This is a genomic window from Sphingomonas sp. GC_Shp_5, assembly GCF_026540855.1.
Taxonomy (GTDB): Bacteria; Pseudomonadota; Alphaproteobacteria; order Sphingomonadales; family Sphingomonadaceae; genus Sphingomonas.
Map to the genome: position 1 here is coordinate 62,761 of NZ_JALNUP010000006.1, position 23,793 is coordinate 86,553.

Below are 23,793 nucleotides of genomic sequence, written 5' to 3' on the forward strand. Positions count from 1 at the left end.
CGACCAACTTTGTCAAAGCCAGGCTGGCTCGCTCACTTGGTGGGCACCCTCTTCTATCTGCGGTTGATCACCAACTTCGGCCGACGCTATGAGCATCCCCGCCGACCGTCACATGATCGGCAGCGCCTCGTCCTGGAATTTTGACGACCATGGCGAGGCGCTTCACTGTAGGACAGTCGCAGCCCGTTTGGTCTCGGCCTCCTGCCTTAGCCGCTCCAATTCCCTTCGGTTCATATCTGCCACATCTTGATTGCTGCTGGATCTCCGATGAACCCTCCCAGCAACACTGACTTTCCTCCTCGCCTTCTTCGATGCCAGCTTGGAAGGCCCTCTCTTCAACGCTGGCGCTTCTGCCGTCGCAACAGGAGCTGGTGGTACAGTTGAGGGATTTGGCTTCATCAACGACGCGAAAATGTAGATGGCACCGACTGCCGTTCCCAGTTTCCAAATAGCGGAGGAGGTTGACTTTGCGTGGCCGCGGCGCGGTGCAACCTTCCGCCTTGGCTCGCTGTGAATGGTTGCGTCTTCTTCGACAGGCCGACGCTCAGGCTTCGGCGGTGGCGGTGGCGGTGGCGGAGCTTCCGGTTTCGCTGCAGCTGCTTCTTCACGCTCGCGTTTGGCTTTCTCGGCGCGGGTTAGTTCCGCATCATGATCAGCTTTCCGCTCAGCGATTTTGAGGATGTCCCAAGCGGCGTTGATCCTGACCAGCCGCTCGGTTTGAGCACGTGTGGGCCGCTTGAGCGCGGCATAACGTTTCCGAAGATCATAGTAAGCGAGCTTTATCGCCTCCTTGTCGGCATCTCGACCTACGCCCAACGTCTGGTAAGCATCTTTTGCCAAGCAGCTCGCTTCTTCTGTATCTCTATATGCCACTAAGGACCGCAGACCCAGAACTGTCAACCGTTGCTATCCTTGCGGAGTTACGATCACGGCTGTCCGCATTTGCCCGTTAGCGCCGGAGCATTGTGCAAGTCGTTATAGCCTGCCGCTCCTCGCAAGCCAAAATGGCCACCTCCATCAGCCGTAATAGCTCCGCACTGGCGGCGGTAACCTGCTCCGACCTCACTGATTAAACCGGTGGTGAAGGAGCGTGATGCTGCCTACAGATCTTCCAACCCGCCAGCGCAAGGGAACACCAGGCGCCCCATACCGTGCCAAGCCTGCTGACTTCCGCGAGCAGTTCGTCCGGCGCGGCTGGGATGTCGTCGATCACTATGCCACCGGCTGGAAGGTAGTTGATCGCTGGGTTGAGGAAGAAGGTCGGGAAAGCCTGCGGAGAGCACGCAAGGCATATCGTCAGATCCAGTGCCTCCAGCGCCGGGTTGCGGCGGCGGCGAATGCCATGCCGAGCCTAGCCCCCTCATCGTTCGTGTCCGAGATGCTCGCTATTGCCGACCGGCAGGCTGCGATCGTTGCTCAGCGGGCGGCACAATGACTGGCCCCCTCACCGCGAACGCCCGAGACCCGCTGCAAATGGCGCTGTGGGTTGAGATGTCCGACATGGCGGAACGGTATGACGCTGCCACCCTGGATCTGCTCGGGGGAGTGCCGATGGAGCTGATCCTAGCCCTCCTGGAAGCAGGCCCTGCCCTGTCACCGCAGCGCCGTGTGCAGATGCTTGCCGCTGGCGCCCTGATCCTTCGCCTGGTGAACGGCGAGGCGCGCGGTCATAACGAAGCCACTGCCCGGATGCTGGCTCGGTTAGGACTTCCGCAGTGATTGGGACGCAAGCACCGGCATTGACGCTGGACGCCCTCGACACCTTCATAGCTGCACGCCGTGGCAACACTGCGCCTTGGAATTGTTCGTCTATGCCGGCGGACTGGGTAGTTGCTCGAGGCTGGCCTGACTTCGCCGCGCGCTGGCGGCTTACGGTCGGCATGGTCGAGTGCAACGCTGCCGCACCAATGGCACGGGATCTCGTCGACCTGTGGACTCGCGACATTGGCGAAGGCCTGCCGGCGACCACTCAGCCAGCGCGCGGTGACATCGGCGTGGTCCAAATCGCGATGGGCTTCGCCGGTGCCATCTACACCGGCTTGCGGTGGATCATCCAAGGCCAGCGCGCCCTTCATTTCGTCGGCGCCGAAGCGGTCGATGTTCTGGGAGCCTGGCATGTCTAAGACGCTCGGATCTATTCTGGGGACCTTTTACGGTCCAATTACTGGGTTTGCGGTCGACGGATCGAAGGGCGCCTTAAAAGGGGTGGCGAACGCGGCTGCCGCCCTATCAGGCCCAGCCACCTTCGCAGTGTATGTTGGCGCGGCCATCATCGGCAGCCTGCAGAAGTCGGAGCGGCCTCAGCAAGCAGAAACGTCGACCAAACCCCCAAGCTCGAGCCGGGCTCTGTGCATGGGCGCGATGGAGATGATCGCCGGCACCATGACGAACTGTTCGAGATCGATCGTGCGGGCACGGTGTACCGGTGAAATGACTGCAATGAACCTCATCGTGCAGCCAAGGGCTGGAGGGGCATATCTCCTCACCGACACCGCCTGCTATCGCCAGGACGGTAAGGTGGTCGACTTTCGATCGAAGGTTCTGGCAGTGGTGGCGCAGCGTCGCTTCTCCGTGGCCATAGCGACAACCGGTATGGCGATGCAGCAGGACCACCTGCGCCGCCACCTCGCGGGAACTCGGGCAATTACTGCCGCCGCATTCTTTGCCAGCTACCCCGCAATCTTCAGGCACGTAGAAGCCGAGCTGATCGACGCAGGTGTGCCGGAGCGCTGCGGCAGCGGGCACATGTCGGCGGTGCTGGCGCTGTACGATCATGAGACCGACACGGTGAGCGGATATGGGATCAGCAACGACCGCAGCTTGTTCACGACGGCGCCGATGGCGAAGCCATACCAGCCTTACTCGCTCCAACCGCTGCGCAAGTACCTAACCCGCTATGCAGGGACCCCGATCTTGCCTGGTACCGATATGAGCGACCCGCAGCAGTGGTCTCCTTCACGTGACTCTGCGGCACTTATTGAGGCTCAGCGCGCCGACGACTTCGGCCTTGCACCGAACACCTACCCGGCGGTGGGCGGGCAGGCAGTGCTGACGACAGTTGACGCGAGCGGCGTCCGGCAACGAACGGTCGTGGCTTGGGCCGATAGGCTTGGCCGACCGATCCGCCGCGGTCCTATGCGTGGCGTGCTTGCCAGAGGTAGGGCCGCTTTGCGCGAGGCTGTCATGCCGCGGCTGCCCACCTTGGTGCTCGGCTGATGGCCATGGCGGATCCCCCGTCCGCTTACCGGCATCCCGCACGCCAGCTTTCCTGCGGCCTCGCAGCCTCACAAGCACGGCAGCCTTACCACGCCACCCATACCAGCATGGAAGGCCAGCAACATGGCTGAAGTTGTAGATAGCATCGTCGTGATCCTGGCGCGGAAAGTAACGCGCCAGACTGTGCCGGTCTCTGAGCAGAAGGACGAACGTCGTGGCTGAGGTTGTAGACTCGATCGTCGCGAACCTTGAGGTTCGGTACCAGCAGTATGTCGACGGGTTTGAGAAGGCGACCAAGGCCCTCCGCAGCCACAAAGATGCCCTCACTGAACTCGCCGCGGTCGACGCCACCTTTAGCAGGCGGGACGGCGGCAAGCAGGCGGGTGACGCGCAGGTACAGACCAACGCGAAAGTTGCCCGTTCAGCCAAGCAGCGCAGTGCCGAGGAAATTGCCGCCGCCGACGCCGTGAAGAAGGCCGCAAAGGCAGCACGTGACGCGGAAAGAGCCGCAGCCAAGGCGGCTTCCGATGCGGTGAAGGCTGCCGAGCGCGAGAAGCAGGCCGCGCTCCAGGCCACCCAGCGCGAGCAGGAGAAGGCGGCCAAAGCAGCGCAGGCCAAGGCCGAGGCGGAGCGCGTTGCTGCTGCCGCTGCTACGGCTGCGGCTGAGCGCGAGACGGCTGCACGAGCACGTCTCGCTGCTGTCGTGGACCGTGCTGCTGCCCGGTCAGGCGTGGTTCCTGCTGCTGGTGGTGGGCGCATCGGCGCCACAGTGCCGCGTGAAAGCACAGGCCAACGTTCAATCCCGGCCGCCGCATTGGATAGCGGCGCCGCCGCCGAGGTTACCGCCGAGACGCAGATCAACCACCTGCTGGCGGATCAGGCAGCGCTGCAATCGCGCGTCGGCACCGCGACGGGCAAGACGAAGCAGCAGATCCAGGACACGATCGCCGAGCTTCAGCTTGAGAGCCGGCTGCGCAAAGCTGGCCTCGCCGATGAGGAGATCCTGCTTCAGATCGAGCAGCGCCGAACGTTCGTGGCGTCCGCGCGGGCGGAGACGGAGCGGAAGCAGACGACGGCCGGGCTCAAGCGATTCGCTGAAGGGGCTGGGATCGGTCGCAGCTTCGGCTCTGGTGCGACCGTGACGGGCGTCGCCACTGCTGTCGGTGTGGGCGTTGGGGTTGAGGTGATCCAGAGCGCCGTCGATTACGGCAAGGCGCTCGACAATCTGTCCAAGCAGCTCGGCATCACCGTCGAGGATCTCCAGGCGTACGAGAGGATCGCTCGCGACACCGGGGTGTCGACGGAGCAGATGACGTCGGCCTTTGGTCAGTTCGCCAGCAACCTTGGTCGCGCCCAGGAAGGCGGCCAGGAGCAGGCGAAGGTCTTCAAGGCGCTCGGCGTCGACATCAAGGACTTCGCATCCGCCGGCGATGCGCTGCCGACCGTGATCGACCGCATTTCATCGATCAGGGAACCCGCCTCCCGCGCAGCCATCGAGACCAGGTTGTTCGGCGAGGAAGGGCGTAGGCTGGATGCGCTGCTGTCGGGTGGCGCTGCTCGGGTGAGTGATCTTGCCGCTTCTCTGCAAGCGACGGGGCAGGCCTTGTCGCAGAAGGAAATTCAAGAGCTGGATGACACGGCGCGCAAGCTGGCCGACGTGAAGAACCAGCTGCAGGTCGACCTCTCCAAGGTGGTGGCAGGCAACGCGGCATCGATCATCGGGCTGGCTAACAGCTTCGAGATCCTGGCGAAGGCGCTGCTGAACCTCAACGCCTCCAAGTCCCGCACAGCTGATGCATCGCTGTTCGATGTGGAGCGGTCGCGCCGGGATGTACCGACGCTGCTGCTCGGGCGTGCCGCCGGGAAGACCGACGCGCAGACCGAGCAAGAGGCATTCGCGCGGCAGTCGACCACTGCGGAAGGCCGCGCCGCTATCCGGGCAACGATCACCCAGAGCCGTGCTCGGCTGAATGGGCAGAACGGCCTCCTCAGCTCGGTCACCGGCCCCGAGACGTTCTACTCGGCGGATCAACGCAAGAAGGCGCTGGCCTACTATGACCGGCTCGAGAAGCAGCTGGCACAAGCCGAGCGCACACCCGCAGCCGCGCCCCGTGCCACCGCTCCGGTGCAGGCGGGCAGCGTCAATTCCAGGCTCCTGGGCAGCCTCGGCGCCCCCAAGCCGCCTAAGGGCAAGTCTGCCGAACAGAAGGAGCGAGAGGCTGAGCAACGCGAGCGGCAGTTCAACGACCAGCTTGCGTCTGCACAAGCCGATTACCTTCGCGCCCAGGAGCAGATGACCGGCAGCGTGGATCGGCGTGCCGAGATCGAACAGAGCCTTCTGGAATCCTCGTACAAGACCCGGCTGCTCGACATTGAAAGCCAGCGCAGCCGAAACGTTCTGGCAGGTGCGGACGCGAAGCTGGAGGATGCTCGCGCGGCCGAGCTGAAGGCTGCTGAGAAGAAGGCTCACGACGCGAATGCGGCAGCGGTCGAGCAGGATCGCCGCCTCGAAAAGGAGCGGGCCCTCACCGCCGCCACCGATAGCCTGTTGGACGTGCAGAACACCCTGCTCTCGGCGCAAGCCTCGCTCGCGACAACGGCCAAGGATCGCCGCGCCGCTCTCCTCAAGGTGGTCGATAACGAGCAGGCGCGGGAGAGCAATCGGCTCGGCGGCATCATCAGCACGTCGAAGCCGGGCGACCCAGCCCAGGTGCAGGCGCTTACCGACTTCCAAAGCGTTCAGACCCGCTACGATGCCCAGCGCCGCAGTGTTGTCGACCAGACGCTGAGCCCGCTCGAACAATACAAGAAGGACCTGCACTCGGCGACCGACGACACCAACGCCGCCTTGCAGGGCGTAGAGGTGAATGCCCTGCAAAGCTTGGAGGATTCTATCTCGCGGTCGATCGGCAAGGTGCTCGGGCTCAAGGGGGCGTTCGGCGATCTGTTCGGCAGCGTCCTGAGCGACATCGCCAAGATCGAGCTAAAGAAGGGCATCCTTGCCTTGCTCGGCGGCAGTGCCTCCGGTGATGGTGGCGGCGGAAACACTGCCGGGGGGATCGGCAAGCTGATCGGCAGCGTGATCGGCGCATTCAGCCATCACGCTGGCGGCGGCAACGTCGTGGGTGGCGTCCCGATTGAGGTTGGCGAGAACGGCCGCGAGGTGTTCGTGCCTTCGCAGTCGGGCAAGATCGTTCCGAACAATGCTCGCGTGGCCACGCCCGGCGGCGGGACCGTCTTGCACCAGACCTTCAATGTCGACGCTAGCGGCGTGAACCCCGAAGGCTTCGCAGGTGGTATCATCAGCGCCGTTCGGCATGAGACGACCCAGGCGATCCGGGCGTCCAGTGCCGCAACGCTGGATGCGGCGCCGGCACGGGTGAACCGCCTCTCGGTATTGGGTGGGTAGACGCACGCGCCGATGTTCATCGCACCTGCGCCGGCGCCGAGCGTTACGACCGGGATCGTGGCCAAGAAGTAAGAGGAGGGCGCGGGCTAGTGCGCTCGCGCCTCTTTCAAGTAGGCCGGTCCGACGACGCTCAAGCGCCCACTCCAGCCCTTCTCGTCGGGGTAGAAGGCGTGCGGATCGTACGGCTCCGATCCACGTGGTGGCAGCGCAGTGAACAGTGGTGCGTTTCATCTAATCGGATTTTAAACCCGCTGTCCCATTTACCGCCGCTGCCGTGGCGACGGACACATTCCACGTTGCGGTAGGTTAAGGCGCCATGCCAACAGATCCCCGCCTGCGTGCCGCCTATGATGCGGGAATGAAGGTGGGGAACACGACGGCTGGATTACCCGCAGAGTGTCCGTTTCACAGTGGCGAGGGTCCTGCGGAGCGGTTTGCGTGGTTGTCCGGCTTCAGCGTCGCCAGGCTTTCAAAAAAGACCCGGTAGAAGGTCGGCTTGCCGAAGGGCATCCGTGTTCCCGCCCCGAGGCAAGGCCTAGCTGTCGCGACGCACCGTTCCACTGTTCTACGTAGGTCCGATCCATGCTAAGCCGTTGGCACAAGGCGGAGCGAACCTCGGTTCCGTTGTTCCAACGAGATCACCATGGCTGATGCCAAAGACGTCGCGACCGCAGTGCAGGCCGCGCTCGACGAGATCGGCGTGACCGGAACACTCGACGTCGCGAAGGATGGCGCGGAAGCCACCAAGACGATCGGCACGCCAAGCGGTGACGACGTTCACGTCAATGTGGATGTGGAGAATGCTGCCAAGGGCGACGTATGACGTCGCGATTGCCAGCCTAGCTCACTGCGGTGCGAGGCGCTCCAGTGGCAGCGAATGCCCCGCGGGGGTCGATCCTGTAAGCTGCGGATCGAGTTCGCCGGCGTTGATTGCCGCTTCAAACGCATCAAGTACCGCCGGGAGTTCGCCGACCTGCCAGAACGTGACCGACTGCCCGCCTATGACCATGGGCTGGCCGTCCGGACGGGTTGGTGTGAAAGCCACACGCCCAGCGTCGTCAGCCGCCAGCCACTCTCCGCCGGGCTGGGTGGACTGACTCATGTCAAATGCTGTTCGGGCCTGACGCAGCTTGTCGAGCAACGCCAATCGTTCCGCGTTCGGATCGACCGGATCAGCGGCGACCGCAGCAACAGAGCCAACAGCGTTGGCAGCACCTTCAACGAGATCCTTCAGTGACATGTCCTGGCTCCGTCTCCGCGCGCATGATCGCACTGGGATGGCTTAACGGTCGGTCAGCTACATCGGACCCGGACAACTCGAATGGCTTCAAGCCTGCTCGGGAGGGCGATAAATCAGCGAAACCAGGAATTGCGACAGTGCTATGCTCTTGGGCTCGGGCACCAGCTAGCCCGGCAGGGTCATCAGTGCCTCGGACAAACCTGATTGCTGCCGTCGGCGTTTGGGAAGTCGATGCCGACGACGGCAAGCGTGAGTTCCTGCATGGCTCACTCTGTAAGATCGTTGGCTGCGCTGATCCACATCCCTAGAACGCAATGATTACAAGAAAGGGGATTGATGCCAGCCACCACCACGCCGGCCCAGATACGCGCTCGGGTTGCTCTCGCTGCAGCCGTGGCCCTCTCCGCCCTATGGATCGGCGCAGCATTCGTTCCTGCCATCCTGTGGGCTGCTGTCGTCAGCATCGCCGTCGAGCCGTTGCGGCTGCGTCTACTGCGCCGCTGGCCCGGCAGTGACATGCTTATGGCCGGACTGATCACGCTCGCAGTCATTCTGATCGTGGTGGTGCCGCTGGTGATCGCTGTGACCCGGGCGATCGCCGAAGTGGATGGCATCACCCATTGGATCAACGGTGCCCGTGCGCACGGCGTGCCGGTCGCCGCATGGGTGGCCAACCTCCCCGTGGGGTCAACGCAGCTTACCGCATGGTGGACGAACCACCTGGCGACGCCTGAGGGCGCTGCTGAGCAGATTGCTCACTTTGACATGGGTACAATCATCGAGAAGTCGAAGTCTGTCGGGCACAACATCGTCGAACGCGCCGTGGTGTTCGCCTTCACGGTGCTCATGCTCTTTTTCATGATTCGCGACCATGATGCCGTTGGAGCGCAACTCACTCGAGCCATAGATCGCGCGTTCGGGGACGCCGGGCAACGGATCGGCCGCCAGATCACGCTTTCCGTGCGTGGCACCGTAGACGGGGTCGTTCTCCTCGGCCTTGCCCAAGGCGTGTTCATGGCGACGCTCTATGCCTTCGCCGGCGTGCCGCACCCGATCCTGCTCGGGCTTCTGTCCGGCGTAGGTGCCATGGTGCCGTTCGGCTTGATGGCAATCATGGTAATCGCGCTTGGGTTGCTGGTGATCAAGGGCTCCGTCCTTGCGGCGATCATCGTCGGCGTTATTGGCGGCACCATGTCGTTCGTGGTGGATCACACGGCCAAGCCTGCCTTGATCGGAGGCGCCACCAAGCTTCCATTCGTCTGGGTTCTGATCGGCATCATCGGCGGCGTAGAAACCATCGGCTTGCTCGGTCTGTTCGTCGGCCCGGCTGTGATGGCGGCGCTGGTGCTTATCTGGCGTGAATGGGTTGCAGACGATGCCCCGCTGGGAGACGGGACGCCGGTCGGTCGATGAGCCAAACCAACGAGGGACTCAGCCTTGGCCATCACTCTCGCCGCGAGTCTCAATGCGCCACGCCGTGACCTCTAGATCGGCGGCCAGGGCGTCTAACGCGCGCCTCACGGCGATTTGCTCTGGGCCTTCGGGTATGCCGGCATACCCCGGCAAGCGCGCTCTCATCCTCGCAAGGCGGGCAGCCACCCTTAGCGTCTCGGGATCCATGTGCTGACGTTACCACGCGCCGCAGCCGCCGTCGTAGATTCTCACGTGATGGTTGCCCGATTGGATGGCCTGATTAATCGCCGGGTGCCAAAATGCCACACAACGGAGGAATGACTTAGTTGGCGCCGATCAGGGTTGATCGCGTGACCATCTTAACTCCATGCTCGCTCAAAGACCGCCGGCAGTTGAACGGCTTCCATGGGGGATTTATGGCAGACGTGCTGATCGGCTGGACGATCCTCTTGGCAACGGCCGCAGTCCTGTGCGGTGGCGCCTTCTTGGCTGCAGGGTCTGTCCGCGGCGGACGCCGCTAAGGCTTGCCGGACCGTCATGCCGCAGCTGTGGGTTCCAGGGCGTAACTTAGCGCGATCTTTGCCATGAAGTGATTATCCGCTGGCGCTAGTCGAGCCATGAGTTGCCTATCAATATGGTTCTTTCATCTACCGGTAAGCCTCAGCGCCGAGGTTGCGCGAATAGGTGGGGAAGAGTCATGTCGCGCGACGAAGCTGAAGGATTGCGGATCTACCATCAAGCCAGGTGCGAACAGCAGAGGCGCCGGGTTGCCGAAGCGCGATCACCACGTGCTGTTGCAGCGCACGCGGCACTGCTCCGCCTGCATGAACTTGCGGCTGCCGAGCTGCCCCTGTCAGTGCCTGACAGCGAAGCAACGCTGGTACTCGCCTAACCCGTCCTAAGCCTCCGCGCTGGAGATCGGCTTACCCTTCGCCGCCATCTGTACTGGCCGGCCGATCACCGATCGATCCGTGGGCCACCTTCGCGCGATGCATCTGCTCTTGGCGATACGGGCAATGGTGACGGCATCACCTTGGTTGCCGCCGAGCACGTGATACGCGGCTAGGTCCTCGCCGACGTAAAAGCCGACATGGCCGCCGCCTGCACGCTCGAACACGAGCACAGCGCCTGGAGCGAGGCGCTCGGGACGAAGCAGCTGGCCCCATGTTGCCCAGGACGTCGCCCGCACTGCGATCGGTGGCGCATCAATGCTATCCTCTGCTAGGCAGGTGGCGACAAAGACACCGCACCAGGGCACGCTGTCGGCGTTGTAGATCATGCCAAGCACCTTGGTGCCGAGTCGTTTCGCCCACCCCAGGATCGTCGAGCTGTTCGCCGGGCCCGGTGCCTCGCGGGTTCCAATCTTTGTCCTAGCGGCGGACAACCATGCGGGGTCTTTTGTCACGAAGACGCTTCTTCCACCCCCACTGCCGGTCGATGGAGGTTGATGCTGTCATATAGTTCGAGCAGCGCATTGACCTCGGAGATGATGACCTCCTGCTCACTCCGCCACCGTGCGCTCGCATCGGCCGTGGGCACGCCGTTTCTGCCATCATGGACAGTGAATCCCTGATCCAGAAGCCATAGGGCATCGCGCGCCCGTGCTCGCTGGCGGCGAAGGTGGTACACCCATTGTTCAACAACGCTGGACGGGACCAGCCTCTCTATCTCACCCATATTGGGTGCTTACCGGCTAGCGTGTTGATGGCAAACCGCGGCCAGCTTAATGGAAACGATATGATTACCCAAATCGGGAAATTGCTCGAACTCAAAGAGCTGCTCGCAGAAGCTCTCCATCTGCTCGAGGAGTCCTGCCAAGCGGGGGCGGCTAGCGAGATCGCCCAGGCGCTGGAACACGTGAACTGGTTGATAGCGTCAATGCATTGAGCTTTTTGGATCGCCGCAGGGCTTGGGGGCTGCGGCCGGATCTTCATCCAGCTCGGCTTCCAGCATGTCGATAGCGTGGGCGATGTGAGCGGCAACGACGGCCCTGCCGTGTTCGTCCTGCATCTGGAGCACTTGCCTCAGCAGCTGCAATGAGTGATCTCGAATTGTCATCTGCACTCCCATGGGGCGATGGTATACTCCTGCCCCAGAAAGGACTGTAATGTAGGTTACTCGCCGGCGGAAACAGCCTGTCCCGGCATAGCGACCTGCCGCGTCCGGTGAGGCTGATACCCGGGGCCAGCACTTACAGCTTGGGATCGCTTATGCTCCAGAGCTCCATTACCCACGCGACAGGTGGTGTTGGGTCAAGCGGCGTCCGCCTTGGGAACGTTGATCCAATGAGGTTCGGCCCTTGTCGCGAGGATGAAGCTCTCTTCCAGATCCGACTTACTGAGCGGCGCACTGAATAGGTAGCCTTGAAGGTGGGTGCAGCCGGCTTCCACCAGCATGCGCAACTGGTCCTGAGTCTCCACGCCTTCGGCGACCACGCCCATGCCCAGTGTCTCGCCAAGGCCGACTACCGCCTGGATTATCGCGCGAGCGGCACGCGAAGTTGTGATCTGATCAACGAATGACCTGTCAATCTTCACCTTATCAAATGGAAAGCGCTGAAAATAGCTGAGTGAAGAGTAGCCGACGCCAAAGTCATCCATCAGGATTTGGATGCCGATCTTCCGCAGTCTTTCAAGTTCAGAGAAGGTTCGCTCTACGTCACGAATGACAAGGCCTTCGGTGACCTCGAGTTGGAGTCGGTCGGGAGCCAGTCCCGTCTCGCTGAGGACGGCAGCGACAGTCGCGCAAAGATCTCCCGACTGGAACTGCAAGGGGGACAGATTAACCGCGACCCTGATGCTGGACGGCCATGACGCCGCGTCCAGGCAGGCCTGCCGCAGCAGAGCCTCTCCAAGCGGCACTATAAGGCCTGACTCCTCTGCCAACGGAATGAATAGTTCAGGCGAGATTGGACCTTTGTCTCGGTGTGTCCAACGAGCCAGAGCTTCGACGCTCGTGATCAGGCCTGCCTGGGCGGACATCACCGGCTGGTACGCCAATCCTACGTCGCCATCCCTGATGGCGCTTCGAAGATCGCTTTCAAGGCTCAGGCGGTCGCGTGCGGCCGCATCCATCTGCGGATCGAAGAAGCAGACGCTCCCTCGTCCTTGCTCCTTCGCACGATAAAGCGCGAGATCCGCACACTGGCGTAGTTCAGCCGTGGTTGTCGCATCATTGGGCGCCAACACGATGCCGACGGTGGCGCCACTGTATGCCAGAATCCGACCAGCGGAGAAGGGCTCCCCCAGCCTTGCAGCAATTTGCTCCGCCACCCTGATAGCGCGGGCTTTTGTGTTTTCACCGACAAGGATCACGGCAAACTCATCGCCACCCGCGCGAGCAATGACCCCGTCTGAGCCGACGATCGATTTTAGACGCGCGCCAACCTGCCTGAGGACTTCGTCGCCAACGAGGTGACCGAACTGGTCGTTCACGGCTTTGAAGCGATCAAGATCGATGCTGAGCAGTGCCAGCGGCGTTTCCTCGTCCATGTAGCGGCGCAACCGATCAACATAGCTCGCGCGATTGAGGAGGCCGGTCAGAGCATCGCTGAAGGCGAGCTTGCGGATTTTGGCCTCGGTACGAAGCCGCTCTCGCTGATCCCGGATGGCGATCACCGTCTGCACTTTGTGGCCGAGCGCCATCTCAGCGCGTAGAATCCGCACAGGGACGACCTGCCCGGCATTGCCAGCGAGGTTCGTTTCCCGTTCTTCGCGTTCGGGGAGGTCGGAAAGGTCCACGCCCGGAAGCAGCGAACTCACGCTGGCGCCGACGAGCTGACCCTGACCGTAGCCGGCAAGTCGCTCGGTGCTACTATTCACCGTCACGATCATACCGTCCTGGCAGATGACCAATCCCTCGAGCGCGACATCGGTCAGCTCCCGCAGGCGCTGTCGATCCTGACGCAAGCGGGCTATGGCCGCGAGGTTGAACCGCCACCCTAGCATAGCCAAGGCGATCAGGCTCAGCGATATGCCGGCAACTACCGGTGTAATTGTAACGGGAGACACCGCGTTCGCCGGGAAGGTATCTTCGGGGTCGAAGCGCAGGTGCATGGCTGCCATCCCGCAGAAATGCAGAATGCCGATAGCAAAAAGCAGCAGCGGCGCGGCACAACGTCGAACGTTCCGGGACCGATTGGAAGCTGCGACCATCGCCAATCCGCAAAGCGGCAAGCTGACGATGACTGATGGTACAACCAGTTGCAGGTTCCAGGCGATGCTGCCTTGGACGAGATACGCCGCCTGACCAACATAGTGGAGCGCTGCGATCCCGACCCCAACAATGAGGCCCGCGCAGAATTGAGTCCGGAAGCCGCGAGACCTGATTGAGATCCACACGCCGCTCCCGATCCCGGCGATCGCCAACAGCAACGAAGCTGCCGTCAGCACCGGCTCGAATTCAGCTGGCATGCCTGGGCGGAATGCAAGCAGTACAATGAAGTGGGTTGCCCAGGCCGTGCATCCGCTCGAAACGATGCTAACGACGCCCCAAAGCGTCCGGGACCTGCCTTTTGCACGGGCGGCATGGTGCGCGACTGCGAATGACGCATAGATACCGACGGCGCAGACGACCCCCGCCAGCAACAAAAGGTGACCATCATGCATGTCCCACATGCAGGTCAGGACGGAGACGAAAAGGCCAGCCACCTGAGCAAATTAGCCGAAGAGTCTTAACAAGCTCGCGCTTGCCTTCGATCTGCGTACCTTCTGCAAGGCTCGCGCAAGCGACGGGCTTGCCCCTTACGGCAATGGCGATGCCGATACGGCCATCGGCTTCAGCAGCGTCTTGGCATGGCAGGTCAAAGCAGTGGAGGTGGCGACCGGCGTCGAGAGCCGCTCAGTGCTCCCGTTCAGTCGTGACGACGCGCGCAGAGCAGTTGCGTCCATCGGTCGCTTGTATGAGTTATATGCAAAATTCCTGGCGGCGATCGTATCTACGCACGCCATTGAAAGAGCGGAACCATGAATGGCGAATTTGAACGGCGGGCAAAGCCAATCCCGAACGTCCCGGGCCACCGGCTAGACCCTAGCCGCCTTTGGATGCTTCCCGATTTTGAGTTGGAGGCCGAATATTTCGCACTAGCGCCGGAGCAGAATGGGCCATGGGCGCAGGGTATCCGGGATGAATACGAGCGTCGCGGACTCGGCACCGCGAAGAGTGAAGATCCGACAGAGTAAGAGGTGGGCAGCGCCTTGGCTCGGACCGGCTTCGGATCTTTATAGAGACGTCAGACACCTGGAAGCGTAGAATGCCGACATGGACACGATCGAACGTGCGGCAAGAACCTTCGCGGGATGGGAGCTGGGGCTCCCGGCGACTAAATCGACCGGCTGCCGTATGGTGCCGCATCGCCCAATCGGCGTGCTCTGGTCGACAAGCTGCTGCCCGGCAAGGTGAAGCGAGCCAGGCATGTACTGCGCGCGATCAATCATCCACAGTCGTTATATGCGTGATCTGCTCCTACGTCTAAGCCAAGCGCTGAACGATCTCGCGGCATCTGTTGGCACGCCGGCATCGACGCCAAAATCCGCACCGACCAGCAAACGCGCTGGCGGTCGACCAAAGGGTTCGATTGGAAAACGCTGGCGTGATTGCCTTCGGGCAGTGTGCGGCCCTGACGGCGCCGGCACCTTCGGGATCAGCGACATCTCTCGAGCGTTTGGCAAGCCGATCACGGAAGCAAAGATCCGGCGGGGGTTGGGAACGCTGATCCGGGCTGGGCATGTCGTGCCCCGAGCGGGAAGCAGCTTTCAGCTGACCGAGCAAGGATTGGCGATGCTGCACGCTACCAAGCCGGCAGACGACAAACGCGTAAAATAGGCGCGATTGAACGGCCCAAAGCCCACGGCGCGGTAGCTATGAAGCCGGTACGGAGGCGCACATCTTAGACGATCGCAAGATGACCGAGTTCCTCCGCCGTGATGCCGTACGTCTCGCATATGTGCTGCCGTAATGCGTGTTTTGCTTCCGCCATTTCGTTGAAGGCAGCTTCTTCGCTGGCTTCCGCAGACCAGTCGACCACGTCGCGGCTGGGTACCAAGGCGTTCCAGGCTATGTTGTGTTTCTCGGCAGCGGCACGGACTTGAGCAACCAGAGCCCTTGCGGTCTGTCGAAGATCATCCATCACTATCTAACTCTACATCAAGAAGCCGCTCACTAGGGCACACGAGATGCCACCGGCATCGGGAGCTAGCTGGTGGGCTGCGGGCCCGGGACGGCACCGTGGCCGCGCGCGACTTGGCCAGGTAGAACGTCGCTGCCTACAACCGCGCCATGCGGCTCTTTTTGCAGCCCGCGCATCGAGAACCAAGCCAACGCGGCAATGATCAGGATGATAAGCAGGAACAGGCACTTGGCTACTCCGCCCGGCCTCTTGTTGTGTCGGCCTACCATGGTTCACCCCTGTCTGACTGGATCGTCCTACAACCTCAAACCTGAACGTGACATGGTAAATGGCAGTGCCATCAAGCTGGAGATCATGACCGATACCGCGACACCATCTTCCGCCAATTGCGCTGATCAGGGTGCGGTGGCTGTTTCTCGTCGGGCTGGTGGCGGGTGATCTCCACCTCGGGACGAACAACCTTGCCGGTGCTGGCTCTGCAACCCTCGCAGTACAGCCGCCAAAACGCACCCGCCAGCCGATCGTCCCAGCCCTTGCACTCGTACATCCACCACAGTGCCACCGCATCGAACCGGCGCTCGCGCTTGCAGGCCGGGCAGGTCAGCTTGATGGTACGCCGATGTAGAGCGCAGTGCTGCAGCGTCCGTAGCCGCTGGCCGACGTGGGTCAGCTCGTCGCCTGGTGCCACTTCAGTCGACCACGACAGTGCTGCCGCCGATCGACGCGATCAGATCGCCAGCGCTAATGCTCCAGGCTCGAGCAAGCGCGTCCAGCTCGGCGCGGGACAGGCGGTCGCCGGCGGCGATGGTCATCAGCCGGGCGCCGGTGATGCCGGTACGCTTCGACAGCATCGCGATCGGCGTCGTCTTCTGCCCCAGCCAGGCGTCGAACCAAGGCGTGCCCGAGGCGATGACGTCAGCTACCGGATGGTCGGCATACCACGTGTCCAGCCGCACCGCGACCGCGCGCTCGCCCTTTCGATAGGTCAAAGCGCGGCGACGAGTAGCAGCCGCTCCTTGGTGGTGAGGACCTGCGCCGCCTGCTGAGCGGCACCGATGGCCTGCCGGTAGTGCACCGTTCCAAATCGCTCGGCCTCGTCGAACGTACACGGCGCCCATTCCTCGCTCGGAAAGCAGGCACCGTAGATCGCGCGCGCAGCCGCACGCAGCCGGAGATCATGCTCCATGCTCAAGCTCCATCCATGTCGAGGCACCATCAGCGGCGCCCGCACAGCTAGGCGCATGGCGCTGTGATTCGCAAGAACATTGCGAGAACATAGGAAGGGTGCCATTGGGCCGCGGATGTTCGTTGCCCTGCTTATTGCCGCTGCCGCTCCCCAGTTCTCCTGCACCGTAACCCGCGTCCACGACGGCGACGGGCCGCTGTGGTGCTCCAACGGTATCAAGGTGCGAGTGGCCGGCATCCAGGCGCCGGACTTCACCAGCGCCGAGCCTTGCCGCCGGCCTGATGCACGGCGGGTGAACTATACGTGCGACGATCGGGCTGCCCATCGCAGCCAGCAGATCGTCGAGCGGCTGGTGCTCAACCGCACGCTGGCCTGCCAGCCGATGGGCAAGAGCTACAAGCGGGTGGTTGCTCGCTGCACCTTGCCGGACGGTCGCTCCTTGTCGTGCGCCGCTATCGCTGCGGGTGCGGCTGTTCGGTGGGATCGGTACTGGCGGCAATATAGGATGGGCGCGTGCACCTGACAGGCCGGGTGCGCTTCAGGCATCCTGCTCAGCTGGCGGGGGCAGCACAACGAAGCGGACGAAGCCGTTGGGATCCCAAGGCGAAGCCATCTCCAGGCCGTTCAGGCTCTTTAGGTCGGAAGCATCGTTGCGCAGTCGATGGGCTAGCAGCATTGCCCAGGCGGCGACTTGCATGCCCGTCAAATGAACACTGTGCTTTTTGCACCAAGCCTTGATGCTGGGTGACCATGCAAGGAGCGTTTCCCGGCGGGTGCTTAGCGGTTCAAGCGGTACCTTACCGTTGGTGTAGTGAGCGCTATTTGGGCTTGGCGGCAGCGGGCACGGGGTGCTGTCGATCACGTCATCTCGAGCGACATCCTCGAGCTGGATACCGGCAAAGGTGCGCGGTAACTCATGCCACGCATTGAGCGGATAGTCGTCGCTGCCGCGCCGGCCGCTGTTCCCCTTGGTCGTCCTGTACGCTCTGATGGCAGTAGCCACGACCTTCGCCAGTTCGCCTGACACGGGATGGAGATCAGGCTGGCCAATACCCTCGGCTTCCAAGCGTCGGATGAATTGGCGCTGGTACTCGGCTATTGGATCACCCTGGGCCAGCGTTGCTGCTAGCTCGGCATGTAAGCTGCGCACCTCGGCCTCGATGACGCCAAGGGTTTCCCGTACTCGCCTCTGTAGGTGGCCGGCCGCGACCAGCCGCGCAGCAAGCGCCGCGACCTTCTCCGACCGGGTCATTCCTTCCGTCAACTGCGTAGGGCCTATAGCTCGGTCGTCCTGCTCCAGCAGAGCTAGAGCCTGGGCCAGCTGTGCTGCATCCCCATGATCACGCCAGCTCAACGCCGCTGCGTGCAGCGCTGGAAAGTCCGCCTGAAGCTGGGCATCAGCCTTAGCAGATCGGATCGCTCGATAGGCGTTTGGAGGGCGAGCCAAGTCAATCTCCGTTGAGAATAGCGAATTAATCGCCTTCGATGATAGTTCATAACTCCCCCACTCGGAAGTAGGATTGACGTGAAGCACACCGCTTTCGCGTTATGAATAGGACCGTGCGCGCATCAGCCGGCAATCTCAACGGCACATTGTCGCCCTTTGAAACAGGCGCAATACCGCTGATGTGTGGCACAGCACACGCATCAGCTGGAGGCGCAATACCGTAGTCGTTACGCGAGCGCGGTAGCGACTACGGGCGGTGAAGGCGTTCCGCTGCCTGTTCGTCAGCGGTCGCGCCAGCAGGCGCTCTGGGCGGCCCGCGGTCCGCGCGCCTTGGGTCGCCACCTTCGGGGCTCTTGGATCATCGACGTTCCTGCACATCGCGCCGGTACCCGCGGATCCGGATCTGCCGGACGGCTGCACGCCGCCATACTGCCCTGCCGACGGCAGGCCTGTTGCCCATGGTGGGCAGGAGGAAAATGAAGATGTCGAACACAAAGGCATGGCGCTCGCGGAAGCGCACCAGCAAGCCGAACTCGCGCCAGAAGCGGAATGGCTTATATCTTGATGCCAATCCCGGCTGTCAGCTGTGCAAGAAGCGGAAGGCTGTCGAGGCGCACCACGATCTGCCCCGCGGGCATCCTGACCGCTACCTCTGGCGCTACATGCGTGCACTCTGTCGCAAGTGCCACGTCATTGTCCATAAGCCCAAGACGAAGGTAACGATCCGGATCCGCTAGCTGCTGGCGAGCCGCACGCCAGGACCGCCGGTGACGGCTTCACCATCTGCCAGAAATATCACGCCGGCCGCCTCCAGCGCCTGCTGGATGGCGGTCAGGTTGTTGCCGATCGGCACCGATCGTCCTGCCTCGAAGTTGCGGACGGTCGAGACCCCTACCCCGCCTCGTTTCGCGAGCTCGGCCTGGTCCAGTGAGACGAGCGCTCGGGCGGCACGGCAGGTCGAAGGCGTCAGCATACCGACCACCTTAACCATCAACAATATTAGATCAAGCTAACGCTGAGCGTTGACATAGCTACAAGCGTTCGCCATAACGCTCAACGTTACCCGCTACCAACGGGAAGCAGCCCGGCGAGGTGCTACCAACACCTCCGCCGGGCCTGACCACAACCGATCGAGAAAGGATCGAACCATGGCTACCGCACCCCTTATCACCGTTGAGGAACCCGCCGCCACCATGTTGGTCGGCGCCGATCCTGCCAACGACAATTTCCGCCGCTGGACCGCCGATCCTCGCGCTCAGCGTCTGCTCGCGTCCTGCGCCGAGCGCTCGCCAGCCGGCCAGTGGCACAACGAGCGCACCGGCTGGGGCGGCGGCCAGTGGTTCGCCTATGTCGGCTATCGCGCCGAAGCTCTCCAGGCGATCCGCGACGAGCACGGCGCCCGCGTCCATGCCGCCTACATGGAACATGGCGACGAAGCTTACCCGGCGTTCGACGCCTGGTGCCGTTCGCCCAGCATGACCGACGCGATCGAAGCGGCGATGCCTGCTGTCCTCCCCGTCGCGATGGAGGCATGATCATGGGCGAGAGCTTTACCGTCACTCACAGGGTCAACGACCCCATTGCGGTCGTGAACGACATGGCCCTGTCGCTGGACCGGGTCACCTCGATGCTGGCAACAACGAACAACGACTACATGGAGCATGTGGTCGGCCATCTGAATGACCAGCGATCGTCGATCCACCGCATCGCCTACAACGTCTGGTGCATCAACCAAATCGCGGTCGAAAAGCTGCAAGAGATTACCAAGCTGCTCGATGAGGCCGAAGGGCAGCTGTTGAGCCTTCGCCCCAAGACGGAGGACCGCCAACATGGCTGATCACCGGGACCGTCAGCACGACCTGCTGCAAGAGGCAGTATCGTGCGCCTCCGCCATGCTCTTCGCCATCGAGGCGTCCGACATGTTCAAGGCGCTCCCCGCCGATGCGCATGATCGCGATCAGCACAACCATGGCTGCTTCCTGCTCGGCATGCTGAGCGACCACCTGCGGCAGATCCAGGCACAGGTCGATGCGCTCGACCCTGTCGCTGCCACCAAGATGGAGGGCTGACGAGATGCAGACCGACACCACACGCCGCGCCCTCCTTGGCGGTGCTAGCTTGGCCAGCGTTACGATGATTGCGCCTGCTCTTGCCATGTCCAACACCGCTGAGTCGATCGGTGGCAGGACCGCCTTTCGCGACGTCCTTGAAGCCGCGGACGCAGCGCGCGAGCGTTTCAACAGCCTCCCCGCTGATCTGGAAACAGCCGATGAGGCGCAACACGAACGAGAGATAGAGCACATGCTCGCAGCCTCGCGGCGGGCGGATGCTGCCGTGCCAGCGACGTGGGAAGAGTTCGCCCGGTGGGTCGAACATGTGACGGACGACGGGCATTCATGCATGAGCGAGCTGAACGCCGACCGCATGCTCGCGCACACGCGCCGCCTTGTCTCGAAGGAGGCATGAGAATGGCTAGGTTGACCAAAGCCGCCCGTGCCGCCGGCAATATCGCCGTCCTCCCCACGGCTGCCGGCCGCAAAGTGGACAATTACCGATTCGCCGAGCAACGCCGGGCGTCTATGCAAGCGCGCCAGTCCAGTCGGTTCGCGGGCCTACACAAGCCGCATTACGATCGTGCCGCCGATCGACTAGCGACCGACTTGGCCGCCATCGAGCAGACGCCCGCGCTGCTGATCATATCGGCCATCCTCCGCACTATGGAGAGCGACGCCGTAACGAAGGTGCTGGAGCAACTTGCCCCGGGAGCAGTGGGTGGCAGCTCCGCCCATTGCCAAGCTGTTGCAACCGTCAAGGCGAGTAGGCTTAACCTTGGCGAGCAGTTCGACCTGATGCGCGCCTTTGACCGCCTCCACAAAGGGGAGGCATGATCATGGCGACGCAGACCCATAGCAGCCCCTTCTTCAGCCCCGCCGCCTGGCTCCACAACCTTGTCCAGATCGGCGGCGGCTATGCCCTGACCACCGAGCGCAAGCTGTGGCTGGTGGTTGAGCATTGCCCGTCCGACGAGCTGACGCCACTGATGGCTCAGATCGTGAGCAATCATGATCGCGTCGAAGCAGTCCGGCTCATGATCGAGCGGCGGCAGATCGGGGAGGCAGCGTGATGCGCTCACCATCGACCGGCCACACCCGCGCGCCGTCGCCCCGCCGTCCTTGGCGCCGCCGGGCTGCACGTGGGGCATGGCTCCGCAGCGGCGATGTCGCTTCCGTGCCGCGGCTCCTGGCCGTGCTGCCCTCGCTGCCCCGCGCCGAACTGGCCCGGCTCACCGAGCGCATGATCGATCGCATGGACGAGATCGACGGCGACCCTGACCTCGAGGATCTGCGCGAAGCCTGGGAATACACCCACGACCGAGAACAGGAAGAAGCACACGAATAATCTAGCATCATGGGAGCCGGCTTCGCCCCGGCCGCTGAAGCACCAGCCCGTCGCCCGTAGAACCCGGTCGGCGGGCTTCGGTCGCGTCCACCGCTTCCAGGAAAGCCACGACTTGGCGGCCGAGTACGGGCCTGACTGGTGGGTGCCGATCTATCGCCGCGCCTTCCCGACGCTCATGTCTGCTGTCGCTGTGGAGCATGACGGATGGGCTCAGCGCGGAGGTATCGACCGGCTGCTGACGCTATCGTGCGGACGGACCTATACCGTCGACGAGAAGATCCGCACCCAGGATTGGCCTGATGTGCTGCTCGAGCGCTGGTCCGACGAGGCACGGCAATCGCCGGGGTGGGTGCAAAAGCCGCTGGCCTGCGACTTCATCGCGTATGCCCATGCCCCGGCGGCTACGTGCGTCCTGCTGCCCGTGCCGGCGCTACAGCGTGCTTGGCGTCAGCACGGGCGGTCGTGGATCGGGCTTTACGGGCAGCGGCGGGCGGAGAACCCGGGTTATACGTCGGTCAGCGTGCCAGTGCCTCGCGGGGTGCTGATGCAGGCGATCGTCGAAGCCATGTTCGTAGCCTGAACCGATGCGCAATCAGCCGGGCTGGCCAGCCATCAATTGGCGGATCATAATCCCTAATGCGCATGCGAGTCGCGAGGCGAGCCGCCGATGTACACAGATCCGAACCGCTGGACCGCTATCCGGAAACGGATCGTCGACGGCGGAGAGTCGATCCGCAGCATCGCGAGAACCGAAGGCCTAAGCCGTCCGACTATCCGCAAGATCATCCGCGAGGCGCGTCCTAAGCCATACGCGCGCGTCCCCTCGCGGAAAGCGATCGACGATTATGCCCCCTTCATTGAAGCAATCCTGATTGAAGACAATCCACGGCCTCAGGCGGAGCGGCGATGCGTAGCGGCCATATTCCGACACCTGCGAGACGAGCGCGGGTATAATGGATCGTACAGCAGCGTGCGCAGGTGTTGCCGCTCCATGCTCCTACCGCGTGTCATCCTCGAAGTGCGACCGACCGTTGGAGCGGGGATGATTCAAAGCCTTGCTATTTCGCATCTGTCGAAAACTTACATGCTTACCTGCGACAGCACCGGCAGTTCGCAGCTTAAGCTGCAATTGCATCGCGACGGCAGGACTGAACGTAGGGCTGAGGTGCATAAATGGGTTGATGACCTTCGTGCAGATCGCCTGCCGAAGCCGCCGACAGGGGATCGCGAGACAGTGGGTCGCCTCCTCAGCATCGTACGCGGATCAGATGCCCGCCGTCGCAACAAGGCAATTGCCGCATTGGCGCACGGTCAGGGTTTTCCAATCAGGCAGATAGCCCAAGCTCTCGACATTGGCCGCAACACGTGTCGGCGATACGTTCGGGCCTACCTGGAGGGCGGGGTTGAACAATTGACTGAGCGCTCGCGCACCCCGCTAAAGGCAACCAACGAGGAGCTGAAGGCCGCCGTCTTCCGCGTCCTGCATGAACCGCCGATCAATCATGGGTTTAATCGAGCGTCGTGGATCATGCGCGACCTCAGGGCAGCGCTGGCCAAACAGGACCATCCCGTTGGGTTGCATGTCCTCCGCCAGATCATTCACGAAGCTGGATGGAAATGGCGTAAGGCGCGGATCGTCCTCACGTCTCAAGACCCCGCCTACCGGGATAAACTAGCTGCCGTGCAAGCGATCCTGTCCAATCTCGCGCTAGACGAAGCTTTCTTCTCTATCGACGAATTTGGCCCGTTCGCCGTCAAGATGAAGCAAGGCCTGATGCTTGATCCGCCGGGCCGCCACCGTGTTGTACCGCAATGGCAAAAGTCGAAGGGCTGTATGATCATGACTGCGGCGCTCGAACTAAGCACCAATCAGATCACCCACTTTTACAGCGAACGGAAAAACACAACTGAAATGATCCGAATGATGGACGTTCTCGTTGATCAGTACGCCAACCGCAGGACTATCTATCTGTCGTGGGACGCCGCGTCTTGGCACGTGTCGAAGAAGCTGATGGCGCGGATTGAGGAGCACAATGCGACCGCTGAAGCGTACCACCGGCCTCGCGTTGCGACGGCACCTCTGCCCGCTGGAGCACAGTTCTTGAACGTAATAGAGTCTGTGTTCAGCGGGATGGCGCGTGCGGTGATCCACAATAGCGACTACGCCTCGGCTGACGCCGCCCGGGCCGCGATCGACCAATACTTCGCGGACCGTAATCAACAGTTTCGCGAGAACCCAAGGCGCGCCGGGAAGCGCATCTGGGGCGATGAGCGGGTCGTTGCAGAATTCTCCGACAGCAACAACTGCAAAGACCCGCGCTGGCGCTGAAACCAGACGGCATCGGGCGGGCTGCAC

33 protein-coding genes are annotated in these 23,793 nt (G+C 62.6%); 20 read left to right on the plus strand and 13 right to left on the minus strand.

What is annotated here, in order from left to right; genetic code table 11:
* Positions 1-162 precede the first annotated feature (162 nt).
* Positions 163-840: a DnaJ domain-containing protein gene (locus tag OXR60_RS06500; RefSeq protein ID WP_267394983.1), complete on the minus strand. Its 678-nt coding sequence runs from the start codon at positions 838-840 to the stop codon at positions 163-165.
* Positions 841-1,093: 253 nt separating this feature from the next.
* On the opposite strand from OXR60_RS06500, the gene OXR60_RS06505 reads away from it, so the two are divergent.
* The 6 genes from OXR60_RS06505 to OXR60_RS06530 all read left to right on the plus strand — a co-directional run bounded on the left by OXR60_RS06505 (position 1,094) and on the right by OXR60_RS06530 (position 7,448).
* On the plus strand, positions 1,094-1,435 hold the full coding sequence (locus OXR60_RS06505) for a hypothetical protein (protein WP_267394984.1): 342 nt from the start codon (positions 1,094-1,096) through the stop codon (positions 1,433-1,435).
* Positions 1,432-1,719, plus strand: a complete 288-nt coding sequence (locus tag OXR60_RS06510) for a hypothetical protein (RefSeq protein WP_267394985.1) — start codon at positions 1,432-1,434, stop codon at positions 1,717-1,719. The genes OXR60_RS06505 and OXR60_RS06510 overlap by 4 nt, the downstream gene beginning before the upstream one ends.
* A 92-nt stretch (positions 1,720-1,811) precedes the next feature.
* The gene (locus OXR60_RS06515) at positions 1,812-2,123 is read left to right on the plus strand and encodes a hypothetical protein (RefSeq protein ID WP_267394986.1); all 312 of its coding nucleotides are present in this window, start codon (positions 1,812-1,814) and stop codon (positions 2,121-2,123) included.
* Positions 2,116-3,216: a hypothetical protein gene (locus OXR60_RS06520; protein ID WP_267394987.1), complete on the plus strand. Its 1,101-nt coding sequence runs from the start codon at positions 2,116-2,118 to the stop codon at positions 3,214-3,216. The genes OXR60_RS06515 and OXR60_RS06520 overlap by 8 nt, the downstream gene beginning before the upstream one ends.
* A 214-nt stretch (positions 3,217-3,430) precedes the next feature.
* Positions 3,431-6,625, plus strand: a complete 3,195-nt coding sequence (locus tag OXR60_RS06525; RefSeq protein WP_267394988.1) for a hypothetical protein — start codon at positions 3,431-3,433, stop codon at positions 6,623-6,625.
* A 643-nt stretch (positions 6,626-7,268) separates the two neighbouring features.
* Entirely contained in the window at positions 7,269-7,448 is a 180-nt protein-coding gene (locus OXR60_RS06530; protein WP_267394989.1) for a hypothetical protein, read from the plus strand.
* 21 nt (positions 7,449-7,469) lie between these two features.
* Here OXR60_RS06530 and OXR60_RS06535 read toward each other — a convergent pair whose 3' ends face one another.
* Positions 7,470-7,865, minus strand: coding sequence for a hypothetical protein (locus OXR60_RS06535; RefSeq protein WP_267394990.1), 396 nt, complete (start codon positions 7,863-7,865; stop codon positions 7,470-7,472).
* Positions 7,866-8,201: 336 nt separating this feature from the next.
* Between OXR60_RS06535 and OXR60_RS06540 the strand changes: the two genes are divergently transcribed.
* Complete coding sequence (locus OXR60_RS06540; RefSeq protein ID WP_267394991.1) at positions 8,202-9,278, plus strand: AI-2E family transporter; 1,077 nt, start codon at positions 8,202-8,204, stop codon at positions 9,276-9,278.
* Positions 9,279-10,176: 898 nt separating this feature from the next.
* Here the strand turns inward: OXR60_RS06540 and OXR60_RS06545 are convergent.
* Both OXR60_RS06545 and OXR60_RS06550 read right to left on the minus strand, forming a co-directional pair.
* Positions 10,177-10,683 (minus strand): TIGR02594 family protein, encoded by a 507-nt coding sequence (locus OXR60_RS06545; RefSeq protein WP_267394992.1) that lies wholly within the window; start codon positions 10,681-10,683, stop codon positions 10,177-10,179.
* Positions 10,680-10,955 carry a hypothetical protein gene (locus OXR60_RS06550; RefSeq protein ID WP_267394993.1) on the minus strand — a complete coding sequence of 92 codons (276 nt, stop codon included), beginning with the start codon at positions 10,953-10,955 and terminating at the stop codon, positions 10,680-10,682. Before OXR60_RS06550 ends, OXR60_RS06545 begins: the two co-directional genes overlap by 4 nt.
* Positions 10,956-11,015: 60 nt before the next feature.
* On the opposite strand from OXR60_RS06550, the gene OXR60_RS06555 reads away from it, so the two are divergent.
* On the plus strand, positions 11,016-11,165 hold the full coding sequence (locus tag OXR60_RS06555; RefSeq protein ID WP_267394994.1) for a hypothetical protein: 150 nt from the start codon (positions 11,016-11,018) through the stop codon (positions 11,163-11,165).
* Here the strand turns inward: OXR60_RS06555 and OXR60_RS06560 are convergent.
* From OXR60_RS06560 to OXR60_RS06570, 3 genes are all read right to left on the minus strand, one after another.
* A complete protein-coding gene (locus OXR60_RS06560; protein WP_267394995.1) occupies positions 11,154-11,348 on the minus strand; it encodes a hypothetical protein in 195 nt (64 codons plus the stop codon). The genes OXR60_RS06555 and OXR60_RS06560 overlap by 12 nt on opposite strands.
* A 182-nt stretch (positions 11,349-11,530) precedes the next feature.
* Positions 11,531-13,927, minus strand: a complete 2,397-nt coding sequence (locus tag OXR60_RS06565) for an EAL domain-containing protein (protein ID WP_267394996.1) — start codon at positions 13,925-13,927, stop codon at positions 11,531-11,533.
* Positions 13,928-14,020: 93 nt separating this feature from the next.
* Positions 14,021-14,167, minus strand: a complete 147-nt coding sequence (locus tag OXR60_RS06570; RefSeq protein ID WP_267394997.1) for a hypothetical protein — start codon at positions 14,165-14,167, stop codon at positions 14,021-14,023.
* A 559-nt stretch (positions 14,168-14,726) separates the two neighbouring features.
* Here OXR60_RS06570 and OXR60_RS06575 point away from each other — a divergent pair.
* Positions 14,727-15,101 (plus strand): hypothetical protein, encoded by a 375-nt coding sequence (locus tag OXR60_RS06575; RefSeq protein WP_267394998.1) that lies wholly within the window; start codon positions 14,727-14,729, stop codon positions 15,099-15,101.
* 64 nt (positions 15,102-15,165) lie between these two features.
* On the opposite strand, the gene OXR60_RS06580 is transcribed toward OXR60_RS06575, so the two are convergent.
* The 4 genes from OXR60_RS06580 to OXR60_RS06595 form a co-directional block, all read right to left on the minus strand.
* A complete protein-coding gene (locus OXR60_RS06580; RefSeq protein WP_267394999.1) occupies positions 15,166-15,408 on the minus strand; it encodes a hypothetical protein in 243 nt (80 codons plus the stop codon).
* A 349-nt stretch (positions 15,409-15,757) separates the two neighbouring features.
* The gene (locus tag OXR60_RS06585) at positions 15,758-16,093 is read right to left on the minus strand and encodes a hypothetical protein (protein WP_267395000.1); all 336 of its coding nucleotides are present in this window, start codon (positions 16,091-16,093) and stop codon (positions 15,758-15,760) included.
* A 1-nt stretch (position 16,094) separates the two neighbouring features.
* Positions 16,095-16,394: a hypothetical protein gene (locus OXR60_RS06590; protein WP_267395001.1), complete on the minus strand. Its 300-nt coding sequence runs from the start codon at positions 16,392-16,394 to the stop codon at positions 16,095-16,097.
* Positions 16,391-16,591: a hypothetical protein gene (locus OXR60_RS06595; RefSeq protein WP_267395002.1), complete on the minus strand. Its 201-nt coding sequence runs from the start codon at positions 16,589-16,591 to the stop codon at positions 16,391-16,393. The genes OXR60_RS06590 and OXR60_RS06595 overlap by 4 nt, the downstream gene beginning before the upstream one ends.
* Positions 16,592-16,706: 115 nt before the next feature.
* Between OXR60_RS06595 and OXR60_RS06600 the strand changes: the two genes are divergently transcribed.
* Positions 16,707-17,114: a hypothetical protein gene (locus tag OXR60_RS06600; protein ID WP_267395003.1), complete on the plus strand. Its 408-nt coding sequence runs from the start codon at positions 16,707-16,709 to the stop codon at positions 17,112-17,114.
* Positions 17,115-17,129: 15 nt separating this feature from the next.
* Here OXR60_RS06600 and OXR60_RS06605 read toward each other — a convergent pair whose 3' ends face one another.
* A complete protein-coding gene (locus OXR60_RS06605; protein ID WP_267395004.1) occupies positions 17,130-17,855 on the minus strand; it encodes a hypothetical protein in 726 nt (241 codons plus the stop codon).
* 439 nt (positions 17,856-18,294) lie between these two features.
* Here OXR60_RS06605 and OXR60_RS06610 point away from each other — a divergent pair, with 439 nt between their 5' ends.
* Positions 18,295-18,603, plus strand: coding sequence for a hypothetical protein (locus OXR60_RS06610; protein ID WP_267395005.1), 309 nt, complete (start codon positions 18,295-18,297; stop codon positions 18,601-18,603).
* Between the two features lie 168 nt (positions 18,604-18,771).
* On the opposite strand, the gene OXR60_RS06615 is transcribed toward OXR60_RS06610, so the two are convergent.
* Complete coding sequence (locus OXR60_RS06615; RefSeq protein ID WP_267395006.1) at positions 18,772-19,011, minus strand: helix-turn-helix transcriptional regulator; 240 nt, start codon at positions 19,009-19,011, stop codon at positions 18,772-18,774.
* A gap of 175 nt (positions 19,012-19,186) precedes the next feature.
* Here OXR60_RS06615 and OXR60_RS06620 point away from each other — a divergent pair, with 175 nt between their 5' ends.
* The 9 genes from OXR60_RS06620 (at position 19,187) to OXR60_RS06660 (ending at position 23,766) form a co-directional block, all read left to right on the plus strand.
* A complete protein-coding gene (locus OXR60_RS06620) occupies positions 19,187-19,573 on the plus strand; it encodes a hypothetical protein (protein WP_267395007.1) in 387 nt (128 codons plus the stop codon).
* Positions 19,570-19,875: a hypothetical protein gene (locus OXR60_RS06625; RefSeq protein WP_267395008.1), complete on the plus strand. Its 306-nt coding sequence runs from the start codon at positions 19,570-19,572 to the stop codon at positions 19,873-19,875. The genes OXR60_RS06620 and OXR60_RS06625 overlap by 4 nt, the downstream gene beginning before the upstream one ends.
* Positions 19,868-20,107, plus strand: coding sequence for a hypothetical protein (locus tag OXR60_RS06630; protein WP_267395009.1), 240 nt, complete (start codon positions 19,868-19,870; stop codon positions 20,105-20,107). Before OXR60_RS06625 ends, OXR60_RS06630 begins: the two co-directional genes overlap by 8 nt.
* 4 nt (positions 20,108-20,111) lie before the next feature.
* The gene (locus OXR60_RS06635; RefSeq protein WP_267395010.1) at positions 20,112-20,504 is read left to right on the plus strand and encodes a hypothetical protein; all 393 of its coding nucleotides are present in this window, start codon (positions 20,112-20,114) and stop codon (positions 20,502-20,504) included.
* 2 nt (positions 20,505-20,506) lie between these two features.
* Positions 20,507-20,926 carry a hypothetical protein gene (locus OXR60_RS06640; protein WP_267395011.1) on the plus strand — a complete coding sequence of 140 codons (420 nt, stop codon included), beginning with the start codon at positions 20,507-20,509 and terminating at the stop codon, positions 20,924-20,926.
* A 2-nt stretch (positions 20,927-20,928) separates the two neighbouring features.
* The gene (locus OXR60_RS06645) at positions 20,929-21,162 is read left to right on the plus strand and encodes a hypothetical protein (protein WP_267395012.1); all 234 of its coding nucleotides are present in this window, start codon (positions 20,929-20,931) and stop codon (positions 21,160-21,162) included.
* 104 nt (positions 21,163-21,266) lie between these two features.
* Positions 21,267-21,437 carry a hypothetical protein gene (locus tag OXR60_RS06650; RefSeq protein WP_267395013.1) on the plus strand — a complete coding sequence of 57 codons (171 nt, stop codon included), beginning with the start codon at positions 21,267-21,269 and terminating at the stop codon, positions 21,435-21,437.
* A gap of 112 nt (positions 21,438-21,549) precedes the next feature.
* The gene (locus tag OXR60_RS06655) at positions 21,550-22,017 is read left to right on the plus strand and encodes a hypothetical protein (RefSeq protein ID WP_267395014.1); all 468 of its coding nucleotides are present in this window, start codon (positions 21,550-21,552) and stop codon (positions 22,015-22,017) included.
* A gap of 87 nt (positions 22,018-22,104) precedes the next feature.
* Positions 22,105-23,766 carry an IS630 family transposase gene (locus tag OXR60_RS06660; protein ID WP_267395015.1) on the plus strand — a complete coding sequence of 554 codons (1,662 nt, stop codon included), beginning with the start codon at positions 22,105-22,107 and terminating at the stop codon, positions 23,764-23,766.
* Positions 23,767-23,793 lie beyond the last annotated feature (27 nt).

Excerpts from the sequence above, each read along its gene's own strand:
- OXR60_RS06505 (WP_267394984.1), top strand. The coding sequence starts at position 1,094 with ATGCTGCCTACAGATCTTCCAACCCGCCAGCGCAAGGGAACACCAGGC.
- OXR60_RS06510 (WP_267394985.1), top strand. The coding sequence starts at position 1,432 with ATGACTGGCCCCCTCACCGCGAACGCCCGAGACCCGCTGCAAATGGCG.
- OXR60_RS06515 (WP_267394986.1), top strand. The coding sequence starts at position 1,812 with ATGCCGGCGGACTGGGTAGTTGCTCGAGGCTGGCCTGACTTCGCCGCG.
- OXR60_RS06520 (WP_267394987.1), top strand. The coding sequence starts at position 2,116 with ATGTCTAAGACGCTCGGATCTATTCTGGGGACCTTTTACGGTCCAATT.
- OXR60_RS06530 (WP_267394989.1), top strand. The coding sequence starts at position 7,269 with ATGGCTGATGCCAAAGACGTCGCGACCGCAGTGCAGGCCGCGCTCGAC.
- OXR60_RS06535 (WP_267394990.1), bottom strand. The coding sequence starts at position 7,865 with ATGTCACTGAAGGATCTCGTTGAAGGTGCTGCCAACGCTGTTGGCTCT.
- OXR60_RS06540 (WP_267394991.1), top strand. The coding sequence starts at position 8,202 with ATGCCAGCCACCACCACGCCGGCCCAGATACGCGCTCGGGTTGCTCTC.
- OXR60_RS06550 (WP_267394993.1), bottom strand. The coding sequence starts at position 10,955 with ATGGGTGAGATAGAGAGGCTGGTCCCGTCCAGCGTTGTTGAACAATGG.
- OXR60_RS06555 (WP_267394994.1), top strand. The coding sequence starts at position 11,016 with ATGATTACCCAAATCGGGAAATTGCTCGAACTCAAAGAGCTGCTCGCA.
- OXR60_RS06560 (WP_267394995.1), bottom strand. The coding sequence starts at position 11,348 with ATGGGAGTGCAGATGACAATTCGAGATCACTCATTGCAGCTGCTGAGG.
- OXR60_RS06570 (WP_267394997.1), bottom strand. The coding sequence starts at position 14,167 with ATGGACGCAACTGCTCTGCGCGCGTCGTCACGACTGAACGGGAGCACT.
- OXR60_RS06575 (WP_267394998.1), top strand. The coding sequence starts at position 14,727 with ATGCGTGATCTGCTCCTACGTCTAAGCCAAGCGCTGAACGATCTCGCG.
- OXR60_RS06595 (WP_267395002.1), bottom strand. The coding sequence starts at position 16,591 with ATGGAGCATGATCTCCGGCTGCGTGCGGCTGCGCGCGCGATCTACGGT.
- OXR60_RS06600 (WP_267395003.1), top strand. The coding sequence starts at position 16,707 with ATGTTCGTTGCCCTGCTTATTGCCGCTGCCGCTCCCCAGTTCTCCTGC.
- OXR60_RS06615 (WP_267395006.1), bottom strand. The coding sequence starts at position 19,011 with ATGCTGACGCCTTCGACCTGCCGTGCCGCCCGAGCGCTCGTCTCACTG.
- OXR60_RS06620 (WP_267395007.1), top strand. The coding sequence starts at position 19,187 with ATGGCTACCGCACCCCTTATCACCGTTGAGGAACCCGCCGCCACCATG.
- OXR60_RS06625 (WP_267395008.1), top strand. The coding sequence starts at position 19,570 with ATGATCATGGGCGAGAGCTTTACCGTCACTCACAGGGTCAACGACCCC.
- OXR60_RS06630 (WP_267395009.1), top strand. The coding sequence starts at position 19,868 with ATGGCTGATCACCGGGACCGTCAGCACGACCTGCTGCAAGAGGCAGTA.
- OXR60_RS06635 (WP_267395010.1), top strand. The coding sequence starts at position 20,112 with ATGCAGACCGACACCACACGCCGCGCCCTCCTTGGCGGTGCTAGCTTG.
- OXR60_RS06640 (WP_267395011.1), top strand. The coding sequence starts at position 20,507 with ATGGCTAGGTTGACCAAAGCCGCCCGTGCCGCCGGCAATATCGCCGTC.
- OXR60_RS06645 (WP_267395012.1), top strand. The coding sequence starts at position 20,929 with ATGGCGACGCAGACCCATAGCAGCCCCTTCTTCAGCCCCGCCGCCTGG.
- OXR60_RS06660 (WP_267395015.1), top strand. The coding sequence starts at position 22,105 with ATGTACACAGATCCGAACCGCTGGACCGCTATCCGGAAACGGATCGTC.